Origin of the sequence: Pseudodesulfovibrio thermohalotolerans (genome assembly GCF_021353295.2) — a bacterium.
Classification (GTDB): domain Bacteria; phylum Desulfobacterota; class Desulfovibrionia; order Desulfovibrionales; family Desulfovibrionaceae; genus Pseudodesulfovibrio; species Pseudodesulfovibrio thermohalotolerans.
Window position 1 is genome coordinate 2,577,046 of the sequence record NZ_CP120635.1, and the last position, 16,801, is coordinate 2,593,846.

Below are 16,801 nucleotides of genomic sequence, written 5' to 3' on the forward strand. Positions count from 1 at the left end.
GGTAGTGTCATACACTCTCGCCTTGTGAATGGGAAGCGCAAAAAGCCACGTCCCACGCAGAGTTCATACACAAAACCGGGATGCTATGCCACCACTTCGGGTGAATTTCAACTGATAATGTAGCATGTCGGAAACTCCCTTTTGAGGGCTTCCATGACACGTTCCGCCTGGTCCCTCGTCTTGAAGCTTCCGGCCTGGACGATATGCAGCATCTGGCCATCCCGATCGACCACGGTAATGTTGGCGCCGCTGTACCCGGAGGCAAGCAACTGCCTGTGCACCCGCAGGGCGTTGTCCCTCACGGCAAAGGCTCCGACGCGCACGTGATAAAGCCTGCCGGGGGTATCCTTGAGCCGTGTGGGGACGACCTCCGTTGTCAGGGAGGTGACCCGAACCTTGGCCACGCCGCGCTCCACCGTGCCGAGCTTCCTGGCCGCCCCGTAGGACAGGTCGAGAATACGCTCGTTCACGAACGGCCCGCGATCGTTGATGGTCAGGACCACGGTGCGGTCGTTCTCCAGATTGGTAACCCGCACGCGCGTGCCCAGCGGAAGCGTCTTGTGCGCCGCGGACACGCCGTACATGTTGTAGGTCTGCCCGTTGGCCGTCTTCCTGCCGTGGAAATCCGCGCCGTACCACGAAGCCAGACCGATTTCGTCGTATCCCGATGCGGACTGCAAGGGATAGTAGGTCTTGCCCAAGACGGTGTAGGGGCGGGTCTTGGGATCAAACCGCACGCCGCCATCCCCGGAGGCCGGCGGCGTCGACGGAACATGTTTCGGGCCGCATCCGGCCAAGGCCAGTAAAACCGATATGGCGAACAGGGCCGCGAGGTGTCGCATTCTTCCTCCGAGTATCCTGTGTCCGGGGAACGGGTGACTGTCTCGATTTTTTCTAGAAAACCGTAGAGGAAGTGGGAGCAAAAAGCAATGCCCAGCCCCGTATTGTCACGAACCACGGGCCTTGGAAGCGAATCGGCCCGTCAGGGACGATGCACGTAACGCGGCTTGACCATGTTCTCGGGTTTGAGAATGTCGTCCAGCTCCTCGCGGCTGAGGTATCCCTTCTCCAGCACGATCTCATACACGGAACCGCCTGTCTTCATGGCCTCCTTGGCGATCTCGGCTGACTTTTCGTATCCGATGAACGGATTCAGCGCCGTAACCAGGCCGATGGAGTGCTCGACCATCTCGCGGCACCGCTCCCGGTTGGCCGTGATGCCCGACACGCATTTATCGGCGAGGGTCAGACAGGCACGGCGGAGCATGTTGATGGACTGGAACAGGGAAAAACCGATGACCGGCTCCATGACGTTGAGTTCGAGTTGCCCGGCCTCGCAGGCCAGTGTCACGGTCATGTCGTGGCCGATGACGGTGAAGGCCACCTGGTTGACCACCTCGGGAATAACCGGATTGACCTTGCCCGGCATGATTGAGGAGCCGGGCTGTATGGGCGGCAGGTTGATCTCGTTCAAACCGCAGCGCGGACCGCTGGAGAGCAGCCGGAGGTCATTGCATATCTTGGACAGCTTCACGGCGGCGCGCTTGAGCACGCCCGACAGCTGGACATACACGCCGGTGTCCTGGGTCGCCTCCACCAGGTCCGGAGAGGAAACAAGCTGCAACGTGGTGTGCTGGATGAGCTTTTCCGTAACCGTGCGGGCATAGTCCGGATGGGAGTTGAGCCCGGTGCCGATGGCCGTGGCCCCCATGTTGATCTCGTGGACCAGAGCCTGGGCCTCGTTCAGCCGCTGCATGTCCTCGCCGATCATGACGGACCAGGCCGAGAACTCCTGGCCCAGGGTCATGGGCACGGCGTCCTGTAGCTGGGTACGGCCCATCTTGAGGACATCGGCGAACTCCCCGCCCTTGCGCCGGAACGCATTGCGCAGATAATCCATCGCTTCGATCAGCTCGCGGATGTCCAAAATCAATGCGATGTTCAACGCAGACGGGTACACGTCGTTGGTCGACTGGGACATGTTCACGTGATTCAGGGGATGCAGGTGCTCATAGTCCCCCTTGGCGTATCCCAGAAGCTCCAGGGCGCGGTTGCAGACGACCTCGTTGGCGTTCATGTTGGCCGAAGTTCCCGCCCCGCCCTGCACCACGTCCACCACGAACTGATCGTGCAGCTTGCCGTCCAGAATTTCCTCGCACGCACGGGAGATGGCCCGGCTCTTGTCCTCTTCCAGAAGCCCCAGGGAAGCGTTGGCCTCGGCCGCGGCCATCTTGACGTAGGCCAGGGCATTGATGAGCCGGGGGTAATGGGACATGGCGATGCCGGATATATGGAAGTTGTCCAGCGCCCGCCGGGTCTGAACGCCGTAGTAGGCGTCCGCCGGGACGGCCACTTCGCCAAGGCTGTCGTGTTCCAGTCGCAATTGGGTCATGAGGATTCTCCGTTATTGATGGCGTCGCGCGGGCCGTTGCCCCGCGTCCGGCTGATTTGCATGACGATCTTCCTTGTCCGTGCCGCCGGGGGCCCCTCCAAAAAGGCTTGCCACAGGCGGAAATAACCGCAAAGTTCATGCGAAATGCGGCGACCAAAGCAAAAAAACGCTGCCCCGTTTCCTGCCGAAAGTGGAATTCCTCCGGCACAAGATGAACGATGCTTGGAACTTACTCTATACGAACCGGGCCGGATTTCAACAGGCTTTCTCAGGCCGACGCCAAATCTCCACTTGCCAGCCGAACAGCTTTCGGTTAACCGCTTCCCTGCGCATTTGCGCCTATTACATATTATTGGAGAGACCATGAGCAACAAAATAAACAACAACGGACTTCGCAATATCGCCATCATAGCCCACGTCGATCACGGCAAGACCACGCTGGTGGACGCCATGTTCAAACAATCCGGGCTCTTCCGCGAGGGCCAGGATGTCAACGACCGCATCATGGACTCCATGGATCTGGAGCGGGAACGCGGCATCACCATCGCCGCCAAGAACTGCTCCGTCTCCTGGAAAGGCACCAAGATCAACATCATCGACACCCCCGGTCACGCCGACTTCGGCGGTGAGGTGGAACGCTCCCTGTCCATGGCTGACGGCGCCATCCTCCTGGTCGACGCCTCTGAAGGGCCGCTGCCCCAGACCCGGTTCGTGCTCAAAAAGGCCCTTGAACAGGACCTCACCCTGATGGTTGTCATCAACAAGGTTGACCGCCAGGATGCCCGTCCGGACGAAGTCCTCAACGAAATTTACGACCTGTTCATCGACCTCGACGCCAGCGAGGAGCAGCTTGATTTCCCCCTGCTTTACGCCATCGGCCGCGACGGCATCGCCATGGAATCCCCGGACGAACGCGGCGAGAACCTGCACATCCTCCTCGACATGATCGTGGAGCACGTGCCCGGCCCGCGGCACGACCCCGATGAGCCCTTCCAGATGCTCGTCTCCGATCTGTCCTACTCCGACTACCTCGGACGCCTGGCCATCGGCAAGGTCCATCACGGTCAGGCCAAATCCAATGACCAGCTCCTCTGCATCGCCGACGGCGGACGCACCGTTCCGCTCAAGGTGACCAAGCTCCAGACCTACGACGGCCTCCAGGTCGTTCCCACCGAGACTTGCGACCCCGGCGACATCGTCGTCGTTGCGGGCATCGAGGACGTGCACATCGGCGACACGATCTGCACCAAGGAAAACCCCAAGGCCCTGCCCCGCATCACCGTGGACGAGCCCACCGTGGCCATGCGCTTCGGCATCAACACCTCTCCCCTGGCGGGTCAGGAGGGCAAGCTTGTCCAGACCAACAAGATTCGCGAGCGGCTGCACAAGGAAACCCTGCTCAACGTGGCTATCCAGGTGGATGACACCGAAGGCCGCGACGCCTATCTGGTCAAGGGACGCGGCGAATTCCAGATGGCCATCCTGGTGGAACAGATGCGCCGCGAAGGATTCGAACTCTCCGTGGGCCGTCCCGAGGTCATCTTCAAGTTCGAGGACGGCAAGAAGCTGGAGCCCATCGAGCACCTCTACGTGGACTGCGATGAGAATTTCATGGGCATCGTCACCGAAAAAATTCAGATCCGCAAAGGCCGCATGACCAACATGGTCAACAACGGCACCGGCCGCGTGCGCCTGGAATTCTCCGTCCCGGCCCGGTCGCTCATCGGCTACCGCGACGAATTCCTGACCGACACCAAGGGCACCGGCATCATGAACTCCTACCTTGAAGGGTACGGCGAATACCGGGGCGAGGTCACTTCCCGGTTCACCGGCTCCCTGGTGGCCGACCGCCCCGGCAAGGCCGTGGCATACGGCCTGTTCAACCTGGAGCCGCGCGGCAGAATCTTCGTGGTTCCCGGCAACCCGGTCTATGAGGGCATGATCATCGGCGAGCACAACCGGGAAAACGACATCAACGTCAACCCGACCAAGGAAAAGAAGCTGACCAACATGCGCGCCTCGGGCAAGGACGAAGCCGTCATTCTCACCCCGGTCAAGCCCATGACTCTGGAGTACGCCCTGAACTTCATCAAGGACGACGAGGAAGTCGAGGTCACCCCCGTGTCCATCCGGCTGCGCAAAAGCGAGTTGTCTGCCCTGGTGCGACATCGCGAGGAAGGCAAGAAGAAAAAGGTCAAGGAAAACGGCTAAAAATAACATAATGCCAATAGGAAAGGCTGCGCTCCGGCGCAGCCTTTTTTTGTGTCGGAATTTGTGATTGATTACACAAAAAGCGCACCTTAATAGGATGTTTTAACTGAACAATTGACACATTATTCATGCGAGAGCATAATGTCGACAATTTCACAAACGACTGTTTCTCAATCTTTCAAGGAGAGTGAAAATGTCACACCGCATCACCGCTTTCATGGCTTCCCTGGCCATGGTCATGATCCTGCTGCTGGCTCCGGGCGCCGCGCAGGCCGAGCCGTCCGGCAAACTCATCATCTTCCACGCGGGCAGCCTGTCCGTCCCGTTCGCGGCCATCGAAAAGCAATTCGAGGCCAAGTACCCCAAGGTGGACGTCCTGCGTGAGGCCGGCGGTTCCACCAAGATGGCGCGGCTGATCTCCGAAGTCGGCAAGCCCGCAGACATCATGGCTTCCGCCGACTACGTGGTCATCGACAAGAACCTGATACCCAAATTTTCCTCCTGGAACGTCCGCTTCGCTTCCAACCAGATGGTGCTGTGCTACACCGACAAGTCCAAGTTCGCCAACGAGATCAACGGCGACAATTGGGCTGACATCCTTCTGCGCGACGGCGTGGTCTGGGGCCACTCCGATCCCAACCTGGACCCCTGCGGTTACCGCTCCCTGATGGTCCTGCAGCTTGCCGAAAAGTTCTACGGCAAGGCCGGTCTCTACGAACAGCTCCTGGCCAACCGCCCCGAGAAGAACGTGCGGCCGAAGTCCGTTGAGCTCATCTCCCTGCTCCAGTCCGGCCACATGGACTACGCCTGGGAATACCTGTCCGTGGCCGTGCAGCACAATCTCAAGTACGTCACCCTGGACAAGCACCTGAACCTCGGCGATTTCGACATGAACGACTACTACGCCTCGGCCAAGGTCAAGGTCACCGGCAAGAAGCCCGGCACCTTCATTGAGCGCGTTGGCAAGTCCATCACCTACGGCATCACCCGGATCGACAAGGCTCCCAACCCGGAAGCCGCCGACGCCTTCCTGGCCTTCCTGTTCGACCCCGAGGGCGGACTGAAGATCCTGAAGGATATGGGCCAGCCGCCGTTCGTGCCGGTGCGCACCAACGCCGCGGGAATGGCCAAGCTGCCCGAGGTCCTCAAGCCCCTGGCCACCGTCTCCGAATAAGCAATGATCGAAACATCCATCCGGGGAGGGAACGGCTTTTTGCGGTCCCTCCCCGGCCGCATATTCCAGGGGTGGATGCTCGCGTCGGCCGCGCTGGTCCTGCTGTTTATCGGCATCCCCATGGCCTCCACCCTGACCGGGCCTACCTGGGAGGTCTTCATTGACACCTTGGGCGACCCCGAGGTCCTGGCCTCTGTCTGGCTGTCCATGTCCACATCGGCGGCCGCGGCCGGTATCGCCTTTGTGTTCGGCACGCCCCTCGCCTATCTGCTGGCGCGCAACGATTTTCCCGGCAAGAAAATTGTCGAAAGCCTGGTCGACCTGCCTATCATGATCCCTCACCCGGTGGTAGGCATCGCCCTGCTCGGCCTGACCAGCCCCAACACGGCCTTCGGCGGCCTGCTCAAATCCATGGGCGTGGAAATCATGGGCTCGACCACGGGCATCGTGGCCGTGCTCGTGTTCGTGGGCGTCCCCTTCTACGTGAACGCGGCCAAATCGGGCATCGAATCCATCCCCCGGCGGCTGGAGAACGTATCCCGCTCCCTGGGGGCGGGAGCCGCCGCCACCTTCTTCCGCATCACCCTGCCGCTGTGCTGGCGCTACATGCTTGTCGGCATGATTATGTGCATGGCCCGCGCCCTGTCCGAATTCGGGGCCATCATCATCGTGGCCTACCATCCAATGGTCGCCCCGGTTCTCATGTACGAACGATTCACGGCCTACGGCCTCAAATACTCACAGCCCGTGGCCGTGATCCTCATTCTCGTCAGTATGCTGTTCTTCCTCCTGCTCCGGTCCCTGTCCCTGCCCAAAGGAAAGTCCTCGTGATCCGCCTGACCGACCTGACCATCAATCTGCCGGGGTTCACCCTGGACCGAGTCTCCCTGCATATCCGGCCCGGGGAGTTCTTCGCCCTCATGGGCTCCACCGGATCGGGCAAAACCCTGGTCCTCGAAACCGTGGCAGGCCTGACCCGGTTAAACGGCGGCTCGGTGGTCATCGGCGGACGCGATGTGACCAGCCTTCCCCCGGAGGAACGCAAAGTCAGCCTGGTGTACCAGGACCACGCCCTGTTTCCGCACCTGACCGTGCTGCAAAACGTCATGTATGGGCAGCGCTACCACGGCATAAAACGGGATGATGGGAAACGCGAAGCCCGAGCACTGCTCGACACGCTGGGCCTCTTGAAACTCGAAAACCGGCGGCCCGACAATCTCTCGGGCGGCGAAAAGCAACGCACGGCCCTGGCTCGCGCCCTGGCTTGCCGCCCGGATGTGGTCCTCCTGGACGAACCGCTCTCTTCCCTTGACCCGCAATTCCGGGGCGAGCTGCGGCGAACCCTGAAAAACGTGCATGAAACCACGCGCACGACGTTCCTGATGGTCACCCACGACTTCGCCGACGCCATGATCCTGGCCGAGCGCGGCGCGGTCATCAAGGACGGCAGGCTGCACCAGCAGGACACGGTGGCCAACATCTTCCGACGCCCTGCCACGCCGTTCACCGCCGCCTTCGTCGGCATGACCAACGTGTTTCCGGCCCACTATGCAAAGGGGTGCTGCACCTTTGCCGGGCACGCCTTTGAAGGGCTGCCCGAGCTGCCCGCGCGAACGGCGGGATTCGCGGCCCTGCGGCCCGAAGACGCCTTTGTGGGAAGCGTGAAGGATTTCCCACGCGACTGGCATATCCTGCGCGGGACCGTGGAACGGCTGGAACGGGAGGGATTCACCTGGACCGCCGTGATCCGCTGCGGCGACCAGACCTTGACCGCCCTGGTGGATCGCCACATGGTGCTCAGCCGGGGGCTCGACAGCGGCTCGCCGGTGACCGTCGGCTTTGCCGGGGAACACCTCCACCACATGTCGAACAACGGCTAGCCTCGAATCTTCGCCATATTGCGAAGCGTCCCGCCGCCCCAAACGTACTGAAAACGCCAGGCCGGGGACACGGCGTTTACAGGGACAGGTAAATGACGGCACTGGCCGTAATCACACCAAAAAGAATCAGCTCGGGGACCACATAAAGATCGCCGCTGTCAAAACCTAATTCCCTCTCAAGCCGATAGTACCGCCAGGCCGCGAAAGCCACGAGCACGGGACCGCCCACAAAGGCGAACTTGCCGAGCCAGCCCAATTCGGCAAGCACTCCGGCTGGCACATCGGCCCTCTGGTAGGCCACGAAGGCGTCCACCTTCTCAAGCAGAAAGCCGAAGGTCATGAAGGCCAGAGCCGTCCGGCACCAGGCCAGGAACGTCCGCCTGTTCGCCAGCCGGGTACGGTTCACGGCCAACGCGTTGCGCTCTCGGGCCAGCCGGGTCCGCACATCGTCGCCATTCGTGTTCATTCGCCACCTCCGGTTTACGGCCGCCGCAATCACCGCCGACCGCCGCGCCGTGTTGTTGACTTTGCCGCCTCAAACGATAGTATCATCAGACTTGTTGAACATATACCGGGCAAAAACAGGCAATGCAAATTCCCTTCATCAAGCAATCGACCAAAGAGTACTACCGAGCGTGCCGCAAACAAGGCATGTCCCTGTTCGACTTCATCCACGGCTATGTCTACGCCCGGTGGCCCTACCACTATATCGGCCTGGCCGGTGACAAGAACCCGTGGTGGCGCTGGCTGTGGGTGCCGCTGGTCTTCATCATCGACCGCGTCCATCCCTTCACGGAAACAGACGCCCACCGATCGGGCGACCCGTCCCAGACCCGTCCCACCTGGAGCGACGCCTACCACGGCAAGCCGTTGCCGCTGGCCGAGGCCACCAAGCTCATCCGCCTGGACCGACCCGTGAACACATCCCTGCCCGAAACCGTCCTGCCCTATACAAAGGCCCGCGAGCTTATCCTCAACAACCCGGAAAGGATCGTCCTCCTGGACTGTCCCTGCCGGGCGGGCATGAAAAATCCCTGCACGCCCACGGACGTCTGTTTAATAATTGGCGATCCCTTCGCTTCCTTCGTCCTTGAACACCATCCGACCAAGGCGCGGGCCATCACCGCCGACCAGGCCGTGGCCGTGGTTCGGGCCGAGCAGGCGCGCGGCCATGTCTCCCACGCCTTCTTCAAGGACGTAGCCCTCGGACGGTTCTACGCGATCTGCAACTGCTGCTCCTGCTGCTGCGGAGCCATGAAGGCCCATGCCCACGGCATCCCCATGCTCTGTTCATCCGGCTACCTCGCCGAGGTCAACCAGGACCTGTGCACCAAATGCGGCACCTGCGCCCAAAAATGCCAATTCAAGGCCATCGGGTTCAACAAGGACGGCGCGTTCATCCGCGAAGACCGCTGCATGGGCTGCGGAGTCTGCACCCTCTCCTGCCCCAAGGACGCCCTCACCCTCAGAGCCGCCCCCGAAAAAGGAAGCCCGCTCAAGGTCGACGACTTGTAATGAGGGAGTGCCTCCGGCGGCCGGGGCGCTGCCCCGAACCCCGCCAGAGAACCTTTTGAAAAAGGTTCTCTGGACTCTCCAAAACTTTTTGGCGCCGCTTCGCGGGGAGGCAGACGGTTTGTTGTTTTCACTTTGACCGATCATCTCATCCGATAATTCGTCTGGGAAAAACATCCATCTTTTCGCGCCCGAAGTTCGCGCGGAAGCGCATATATAAAATTTAGGAAAGGAAGGGGTTGGGGGGGGCTGGGGGAAGGGGAAGGAAAAGCCCTTTTTCAAAGGGTTTTCCTTCCCCTTCCCCCAGCCGCCGGAGGCATTCACCACAAAAAAAAGGCCGGGAACAAGTCCCGGCCTTTTTTATTAGCGGTCGTTCTCCCCGCGTCAGGCGAGGGTGATGGTCAGGGGAATAACGTGGAGTTCTCGGGAGAGTTCACGGGTGTTGCCAAGTTCCCATTCTGCGGACGGAGCACCCGCGGCCCGCGCTACGGCGTCGGCTATGCCGTTGACGTTGATTACCGGATGCCGGGAAAAGACCTGCGGCAAACCGTAGGTCAGGTTGCAGGCAAGACATTTGCCGGGCCGTTGAACGAGCTTGAGTTCGAAATTCAGGACCTGTCCCTCGGCTCCGCCATAAGCCAGGGCAATGTCGTAGCTTCCCTCTTCGGCGTCGCCGAACAGGGCCTCGAAAAAGGCCTCGGTCCGCTCGGGCGGAAAAATGGTCCGCAAAGTATCCTCTGTAAAAATCCGGCCATATGGACTCATGAACTCTCCCCCCAAAAAAACGAATGGTTTGCACGATTGCAAGCATTGGCAAAGCCTGGTGTTTACCGAAAATACCGGCACCGGGCAAGATCAACCGGCGCGCATCAGACGTAGACGAAGAAAAGGGCCACTCCCGAGGCCAGAAAGACAAGGCACGGAGGCACGACCTTGCGCCAGGTACGTCCCAGATCGCACTGGAAGTATTCGCAGGTGAGGATGAAACAGATATGGATGGGCGAAATCATCACCCCCGTAAACCCGCAGAATGTGGCCAGCACGATGTAGGGGATGGTCTGGTCCTGCATCCCGAGGGACGCGAGCACGCCAAGCAGCAGGGGAAAGGTCGCGCCCACAAAGGCCACGTTGATGCCAGCCACCATGCCGACGAGAAACGGGAGGAAGGCGGCCGAGGCGAACAGGGCCGCGTTGCCGCCCGCCACACGGGCCATCTCCCGAACCACGCCTGCGGCCTGGAGGACATCCTTGAAGATAAAGATGGCGGTGATGACGAAAACCATGGACCAGAGGGATTTCTTGGTCAGCACCTGCCGGAGAAACCCCAGGCCGAGTTGCGTGTTCTGGACCATGACGCAGGCCACTGCGGCGGCCAGAGCGGCGACCACGCCGAACTCGAAGGGAACGGCGGGTGCAAAGGCCGCGATGGAGGTTTCCAGCCCGATGGCCCCCACGATGGCGATGAGCAGAGGCAGCCCTTCCCGGAAGGCGGCGGACTTGCTGCGGGCGGTGACGGGCATGGGGATGGCCAGATCCTTGGCCCCGAGAACGCCGGGGCGCAGAAAGAATATCCAACCCGCGAGAAGCATGATGGGAGTGCCGGGCCAGGTGTAGGAGATGAGATCGATGATCTGGATGTCGGCCAGAGCCAGGGTCAGAATGATGCCGGGATACAACGGCCAGACCAGCTCCCATATGTGGCGGAACCAGTAGTTGAGCACGGCCCGGTCCGAATTGCTGATGCGCATGTCCTCGGACACGGTCTTTATCATGGGCGCGGAAAAAACCGCTCCGCCGGGCATGGGGAGCAGCCCGATAAGGGCGGGGAAAAAGACGAGCCTGAGCCTCGGGCTTGTCAGGAAGCCGGACAACGCCTCCATGAGCCGCCGGGACTGGCCGGACCGCTCCATGGCGTCGCTCAGAATCAGGATAAGACCTACGATGGCCGCCAAGAAAAGGAACTTTTCCTGGGTCAGGGCCAGAACGCCGGTCTCGACGATGGGCGCGACGCCCATGCCGAAAAGAAGGCCCATGACCGCGCCGCCCAAAAGGATGGACAGCCCCAGCCCGATGCGCAGCCGCATTCCCGCGAGCATGAGCAAAAAGGAAAAGAGCACCTTGATGAAGGGAGCGAGGGTAACGAAAAAGGAATCCATGCGAAGCATCCTTGCGAGTTGGACGGGACGTATCGGGAACCGATACAGCTTCCGTTCTTCGTGGCGAAAAAGCAAGCAAAAGCCGCCGCAAAGGGATGGGGCGGACCAAGGCCCCTTGCCCGGACCGGCGCATTGCGCTACAGAAGGAATCTGCGGCCAGGCCGATCATCAAGCGGAGACAAAGACCGATGAGCATGAACAGAAAACAGATACGAGCCCATATTTTCGCCACCATCATCACCAAGGTCGAAGAGCAGGACGAGTCCCGGCGACTGGAAGCCCTGAACGAGTTCCTGGCCGTCACCGGCACGGCGGGCAACGCGGCCGAGCAGGTGGCCAGCCTGATCCCGCCCATCATGCACGAGCTCTACGAGAAGTGGATCACCATGTTCATCGACCGGCTGCTGGAGACCGTGGACGTGAAGAACATCGAGCTTCTTTGCGACGGCTCCGACGACAACAACGGCGCGCTGGTGCTCGCCTACGTCATGTTCCTGGAGTCCGCCCGCATGGAAAAGCAGATCGACGAGGACTTGCGCGAACACGGCATGAAGGCCACGGGCCGCGATGACCTCGGCGATGTCGCCGCCAACTACATCCGCGCCCAGATGGCCAAGATTGCGCAACAGGCGGGCGACGACGAGATCAAGGGCAACTGCTAGCCCCACCCGATGCGAAAAAGCCCCGTCACCATCTGGTGACGGGGCTTTTTCGCGCCTGGTGCGGATGGGCCTCAGCCCACATCATCGCAGGACTCGGCGATGGCCTTTTCCACTGCCTGTGCGATCTCCTCGTCCGGGTCGGGCTGCCCTGTCTCGATGAGCCCCAATTGCAGATTGAGCTCGCGCATGACCTTCACTGCGGACGGATTGAAATACCGGGACCACAAGGCCGGGACCTTTTCGGACCGCCCCAGGCGAACCATCGTCAGCCCGAGGTAGAGAAAAGCGTCCTGATAGGTCTGGTCGATCCGCAAGGCGCGCTCAAATTCCAGCTTGGCCTGGCGATACATGCCCAAACGGTAGGAGCAGACGCCCAGACGGTAGCGCACGTCCGCATCGTTCTTGTCCTGCTCAAGGCATTCCTTGTACTTGAGACGCGCCTCTTCCCATTGCTCGTCCACGTACAGGGCGTTGGCGGCCTTGACCACCTCGATACCCCCGGCGGTTGAGGCCACGAGCTGATCGTCCTCCTTTTTCAGGCGGCGAACGGCCCCGAACAGAAAATTGCGGCGGGATTTGTCGATCTTCTTCTCGGCCATGATTCCTCCGGCCCGCAGAATACCTGTTTCGTCCACATCGTCAAGGCGGCAACCGGTTGCCTTTTCAGGCTGTTCGTGAAAGATTCCTCCACATGGACGAACTTTTCGGCCGGACCGGCAAGGTCCTCCATATCGATCTGACCTCGGGCAAGGCCATGGCCGAATACCCCGACGACGCCGTATATGACGCGTTTATCGGCGGCCGAGGGCTGGCCGGACATTACCTGCGTCCCTTTGCCGACCGCGAATATTCCGCCCCCGAACTGCCGTTGCTTATCTTCACAGGCCCCCTGACCGGGACCGACTCGCCCACCTCGGGACGCGGTTCCATCGTCAGCCGCTCCCCCCTGACAGGCGCGATGTGCGACGGCTCCATCGGGGGAGGTCTGCCCACTCGGCTCAAAAAAGCCGGATACGACGGGCTTGTCATCACCGGACGCGGCTCCGTCCCCTGCGGCATCGAAATCGACGACAACGATGTGCGCGTGGTCGAGACCTCCCTGTGGGGCCAGGACACGGACGCGGTCCTGCACGCGCTGGAGAAGCGACTGCCCGAGGACACCTCGCTGGCCTGTATCGGCCCCGCCGCTGAGAACGGCTCGCTCCTCGCCTCGGTGGCCGTAGATCATCGGCATGGCGGAGTGCGCGGCGGACTCGGATTGATATGGGCGGCCAAAAACCTTAAATACCTGACCGTGCGCGGCACGGGCGACGTGCCGGTCCACGATCCCGACGCGCTTGCCCAAGCCAACGAGGCCATCGTGCGGCTGACCATGGCCTCGCCGGTGCTCATGGGCCGCCACGGTTTTTCGCGATGGGGCACCCCGGCCCTGCTCGACCTGATGAACTCCCGCCGGATGCTGCCCACGGATAATTTTCAAAAGACGTATTTCGAGCACGGAGCCAAGGTCAACGCTTCGGCCCTGGCCGCATTGTGCGAACCGCGCGACCACGGCTGTCTCGGATGCCACATCCACTGCCGCAAGATCGCCCGGGACGGGCGCAGCCTGCCCGGCTTCGAGGCGCTGGCCCACTTCACCGCGCTCATCGGCAACGACGATCCCGAAACGGCCATGGCGGGGGTGGACCTGTGCGGCAGGCTCGGCCTCGACCCGGTCTCCGCCGGTTCCGTGTTGGCGTGCCTGCGTGAAATCAGCGGCAAGGACTACTCCGGCAAGACGCTCCTCTCCGCCCTGCGCGAAATGGCCGAAGGCGGCGACTCCGGGCAGGGAGCGGCCCATGTCGCCCAGGTATGCCACCGGCCGGAAACGGCCATGACCGTCAAGGGTATGGAGCTGCCCGCCTACGACCCGCGCGGCGGATACGGCCTGGCCCTGGCCTACGCGGTGTCCACCCGGGGCGGCTGCCACCAGCGAGCCTTTCCCCTCAGCCACGAGGTTTTGCGCAAGCCCGTGGCCACGGACCGCTTTTCGTTCAGCGGCAAGGCGCGGATCGTCAAGATAGCCGAGGACACCCTCGCGGCCGCGGATTCCATCAACGCCTGCCGACTCATATTCCTGGCCGCCGGGCTTGAGGAATACGCCAAGGCCCTCACGGCAGTCACGGGCAAGGACTGGTCGGCCCAGTCCCTGCTCGAAACGGGCGAACGGATCACCGTCAACGAACGGCGCATGAACACGGCAAACGGTTTCGGCGCGGCCGACGACGATCTGCCCGCACGCTTCTTCACCGAGCCGGGCACCCCCGGCGGCGGCATCGAAATCCCGCCCATCGACCGTGAGGCGTTTCTCCAGGCCCGGCACAACTATTACGTCGTGCGCGGCCTGGATAAAAACGGCGCCGCCACCCCGGAAACCCTGCAACGGCTGGGGCTGGACGGATGAAAAGCCTGTGCGCAAAATTCGCGGCCAAGCTCGCCGCCCAGGGAATCGCTCCCGAACGGGGACCGGACGCGCCGCTCATAGGCGGCCTTGACGCCGAACTGACATGGAATCGGGAAGACCCGAGAACGTCCCTGCTCTCCGGCCTGTTCGACCGCCTGTCCATCAACTCGCTGGTCTTTGTGCGGCCCGCCGAACCGTACCGGACCATCCTGGATTTCCTGGCCTCGCGCAATCCGAACGCCATCCGGCCCGAGGACACCGAGACGCGCACCTTCCTGCACGACATTCCAGTCTGCCGGGAGTTCGCGCTTTCGGCCATGACCGGCCTGCTCGAACGGCGCAAGGTCATCGTCCTGCCGGGCCGGGGCATCGTCTCCTGCGGCACGGTCAGCCCGGAACAGGGATTCGTATCCGTCTCCTCCGCGATCTTCTCGACCTTCGTGCTCTTCTTCTCCGACTACCTCAACCGCGCCCGGCGCAACGCGCTCGACGACGAGTACATCAAAACATTCTCCCGCGTTGTCCGCCTCCTGCCGGAACCGCGCCAAATCCCGCCCGCCCTCGCTCAAGGCCCCTTCCGCGACGAGGAAAGCGTTGTCTCGGCCATGGCCGAAGCGGGTCGCAAGGTGGTGGGATTCGGCCTGGTCGATTCATTTTTCGGCAATATTTCCTATTTGTTGAACGGCACCATATACATATCGCAGACCGGCAGTTCCCTCGATGAACTGAACGGCTGCATCGACCCGTGCCCCCTGGACGGCTCGTCCACCAACGGACTGACCGCTTCAAGCGAGCTGACGGCCCATGAGGATATCTACCGCCGCTCGCGCTACGACTGCATCCTGCACGGCCACCCCAAGTTCTCGGTTATCATGTCCATGGACTGCGAGCGCGTCGACTGTCCGAGCCGTGGCCGGTGCCACCTCGACTGCCCGGAGTGCCGGACCGTGGACGGCGTGCCCGTCGTGCCGGGAGAAGTCGGTACGGGGCCGACCGGGCTGTGCCACACCCTGCCGCCTGCCATGGCCGCCAACGGCGCCGCCCTGGTCCACGGGCACGGCCTGTTTACCTCGGGCGAAAAGGACTTCAACGCGCCTTTCGCCCGGCTTCTCGAAATCGAAAACCGCTGCCGTGAACTCTATTTCGAGAGGTTGTCCGAATATGTCTGATTCCACTGCCACGTTCCGTCCGGGACCTGTCCTGGCCTTCATCCTGCTCACCTTTGCGGTCACATGGTGCGCGGAGGGCGCGCTCATTGCCAACGGGCTGCGCTTCGACGACCTGGTAAGCCGGTCATCACCCGCCCTGTGGCTCATGGGTGTGATGTGGATTCCCGGACTTGCCGGACTGGCGGTGACGCTGTTTGTGGAACGCACCAGCCCTCGCGGCCTCGTTTCTGCCTTGAGCCTGCGCATGGGCTCCGTCGGTCCCTATTTCCTGTTCCTCGGCCTCATCCCACTGGCCTACGCCGCCATGTACGGCCTCACCTGGGGAGCGGGACTTTCCGGTTTCGACCCCGACCTGAACGAGCTGGCCGCCCTGTCCGGCACGCCCATCGGCAGGGACGCCGCCCTTAAGATCATGCTGCCCCTGTCCGTCTTTCTGGGGCCGCTCATCAACTTCGCCTTCGGCCTGGGCGAGGAACTGGGCTGGCGCGGCTTTCTCCTGCCCCGACTCATGCCGCTCGGCAAGCCCCGCGCCTACCTCATCCTCGGCCTGCTCTGGGGCGTCTGGCACGCTCCGCTCGTTCTGGCCGGACTCAACTATCCGGGACAGCCCATCCAGGGCGTCGTCATGATGTGTCTCATCTGCCTCGCCTTCGGCGCTTTCCTCAATGAAATGACCCTCCACTACCGCTCCTCCATCCTTGCGGGTTTCCTTCACGGCGCGGCCAACGCCCAGGGATACGGCATCTGGACGTGGATGTTCCCGGGCGCGCATCCCCTTCTCGGCGGAGCCATGGGACTCACCGGCGTGTTCGTCTGGACCGCCGTGACCTGCATGACCGTCATGATTCTCCGCCGCCTGCGGCAGGAGTGAACGTCCACCCACCTTTTCGACGCCTTTCCACATTTCCCATAACAGCTTCACCCGGACAACGGGTGGATGACAACATCGCGCCTTTGGGTCAATCTCAATAATATATTTAATGAATACGATAGACTGCCGCGACGAAAACAACCGCATTGTACGCGGTGCGCGCAGCCATAAAAAAAAGCCCCCTGGTCGGGGGCTTTTTTCAAATGTTATTTTCGAGGTTGCCGGGGTACGGGCCTCAACCAAAGGATTTATTGTTGTTAGCGAGGTTGCCCTGAAACACTGTCCGATTCGATGAATCTTGAGGTTGTCTGGCGTTGCCTTGAAACATTCC

15 protein-coding genes are annotated in these 16,801 nt (G+C 61.7%); 9 read left to right on the forward strand and 6 right to left on the reverse strand.

Annotated features, from left to right (window positions below; translation table 11 throughout):
* Positions 1-107: 107 nt before the first annotated feature.
* Together LF599_RS12235 and aspA are read right to left on the reverse strand one after the other, a co-directional pair.
* Positions 108-842: a septal ring lytic transglycosylase RlpA family protein gene (locus tag LF599_RS12235; RefSeq protein WP_279520967.1), complete on the reverse strand. Its 735-nt coding sequence runs from the start codon at positions 840-842 to the stop codon at positions 108-110.
* Positions 843-982: 140 nt separating this feature from the next.
* On the reverse strand, positions 983-2,392 hold the full coding sequence (gene aspA / locus LF599_RS12240) for an aspartate ammonia-lyase (RefSeq protein ID WP_279520968.1): 1,410 nt from the start codon (positions 2,390-2,392) through the stop codon (positions 983-985).
* A 363-nt stretch (positions 2,393-2,755) separates the two neighbouring features.
* On the opposite strand from aspA, the gene typA reads away from it, so the two are divergent.
* The 4 genes from typA to LF599_RS12260 all read left to right on the forward strand — a co-directional run bounded on the left by typA (position 2,756) and on the right by LF599_RS12260 (position 7,657).
* Positions 2,756-4,603, forward strand: a complete 1,848-nt coding sequence (gene typA, locus LF599_RS12245) for a translational GTPase TypA (RefSeq protein WP_279520969.1) — start codon at positions 2,756-2,758, stop codon at positions 4,601-4,603.
* Between the two features lie 193 nt (positions 4,604-4,796).
* Complete coding sequence (gene wtpA / locus LF599_RS12250) at positions 4,797-5,777, forward strand: tungstate ABC transporter substrate-binding protein WtpA (RefSeq protein WP_279520970.1); 981 nt, start codon at positions 4,797-4,799, stop codon at positions 5,775-5,777.
* Between the two features lie 3 nt (positions 5,778-5,780).
* Complete coding sequence (locus LF599_RS12255) at positions 5,781-6,608, forward strand: ABC transporter permease (protein WP_279520971.1); 828 nt, start codon at positions 5,781-5,783, stop codon at positions 6,606-6,608.
* Complete coding sequence (locus tag LF599_RS12260; protein ID WP_279520972.1) at positions 6,605-7,657, forward strand: ABC transporter ATP-binding protein; 1,053 nt, start codon at positions 6,605-6,607, stop codon at positions 7,655-7,657. Before LF599_RS12255 ends, LF599_RS12260 begins: the two co-directional genes overlap by 4 nt.
* A gap of 76 nt (positions 7,658-7,733) precedes the next feature.
* Here LF599_RS12260 and LF599_RS12265 read toward each other — a convergent pair whose 3' ends face one another.
* Complete coding sequence (locus LF599_RS12265) at positions 7,734-8,123, reverse strand: YidH family protein (RefSeq protein WP_279520973.1); 390 nt, start codon at positions 8,121-8,123, stop codon at positions 7,734-7,736.
* A 122-nt stretch (positions 8,124-8,245) separates the two neighbouring features.
* On the opposite strand from LF599_RS12265, the gene LF599_RS12270 reads away from it, so the two are divergent.
* Positions 8,246-9,172: a 4Fe-4S binding protein gene (locus tag LF599_RS12270; RefSeq protein ID WP_279520974.1), complete on the forward strand. Its 927-nt coding sequence runs from the start codon at positions 8,246-8,248 to the stop codon at positions 9,170-9,172.
* Between the two features lie 381 nt (positions 9,173-9,553).
* Here the strand turns inward: LF599_RS12270 and LF599_RS12275 are convergent, their stop codons facing one another.
* Both LF599_RS12275 and LF599_RS12280 read right to left on the reverse strand, forming a co-directional pair.
* Positions 9,554-9,934 carry a pancreas/duodenum homeobox protein 1 gene (locus LF599_RS12275; protein WP_279520975.1) on the reverse strand — a complete coding sequence of 127 codons (381 nt, stop codon included), beginning with the start codon at positions 9,932-9,934 and terminating at the stop codon, positions 9,554-9,556.
* A 104-nt stretch (positions 9,935-10,038) separates the two neighbouring features.
* Complete coding sequence (locus tag LF599_RS12280) at positions 10,039-11,325, reverse strand: DUF401 family protein (protein WP_279520976.1); 1,287 nt, start codon at positions 11,323-11,325, stop codon at positions 10,039-10,041.
* A gap of 188 nt (positions 11,326-11,513) precedes the next feature.
* On the opposite strand from LF599_RS12280, the gene LF599_RS12285 reads away from it, so the two are divergent.
* A complete protein-coding gene (locus LF599_RS12285; protein ID WP_269942202.1) occupies positions 11,514-11,987 on the forward strand; it encodes a hypothetical protein in 474 nt (157 codons plus the stop codon).
* Between the two features lie 71 nt (positions 11,988-12,058).
* On the opposite strand, the gene LF599_RS12290 is transcribed toward LF599_RS12285, so the two are convergent.
* Positions 12,059-12,586 (reverse strand): tetratricopeptide repeat protein, encoded by a 528-nt coding sequence (locus tag LF599_RS12290; RefSeq protein ID WP_279520977.1) that lies wholly within the window; start codon positions 12,584-12,586, stop codon positions 12,059-12,061.
* Between the two features lie 92 nt (positions 12,587-12,678).
* Between LF599_RS12290 and LF599_RS12295 the strand changes: the two genes are divergently transcribed.
* Genes LF599_RS12295 through LF599_RS12305 form a run of 3 tightly spaced genes read left to right on the forward strand, consistent with a single transcriptional unit; the run spans position 12,679 to position 16,470 of the window.
* The gene (locus LF599_RS12295) at positions 12,679-14,430 is read left to right on the forward strand and encodes an aldehyde ferredoxin oxidoreductase family protein (protein ID WP_279520978.1); all 1,752 of its coding nucleotides are present in this window, start codon (positions 12,679-12,681) and stop codon (positions 14,428-14,430) included.
* Positions 14,427-15,599, forward strand: coding sequence for a class II aldolase/adducin family protein (locus tag LF599_RS12300; protein WP_279520979.1), 1,173 nt, complete (start codon positions 14,427-14,429; stop codon positions 15,597-15,599). The genes LF599_RS12295 and LF599_RS12300 overlap by 4 nt, the downstream gene beginning before the upstream one ends.
* On the forward strand, positions 15,592-16,470 hold the full coding sequence (locus LF599_RS12305) for a CPBP family intramembrane glutamic endopeptidase (RefSeq protein ID WP_269942197.1): 879 nt from the start codon (positions 15,592-15,594) through the stop codon (positions 16,468-16,470). The genes LF599_RS12300 and LF599_RS12305 overlap by 8 nt, the downstream gene beginning before the upstream one ends.
* Positions 16,471-16,801: the final 331 nt, after the last annotated feature.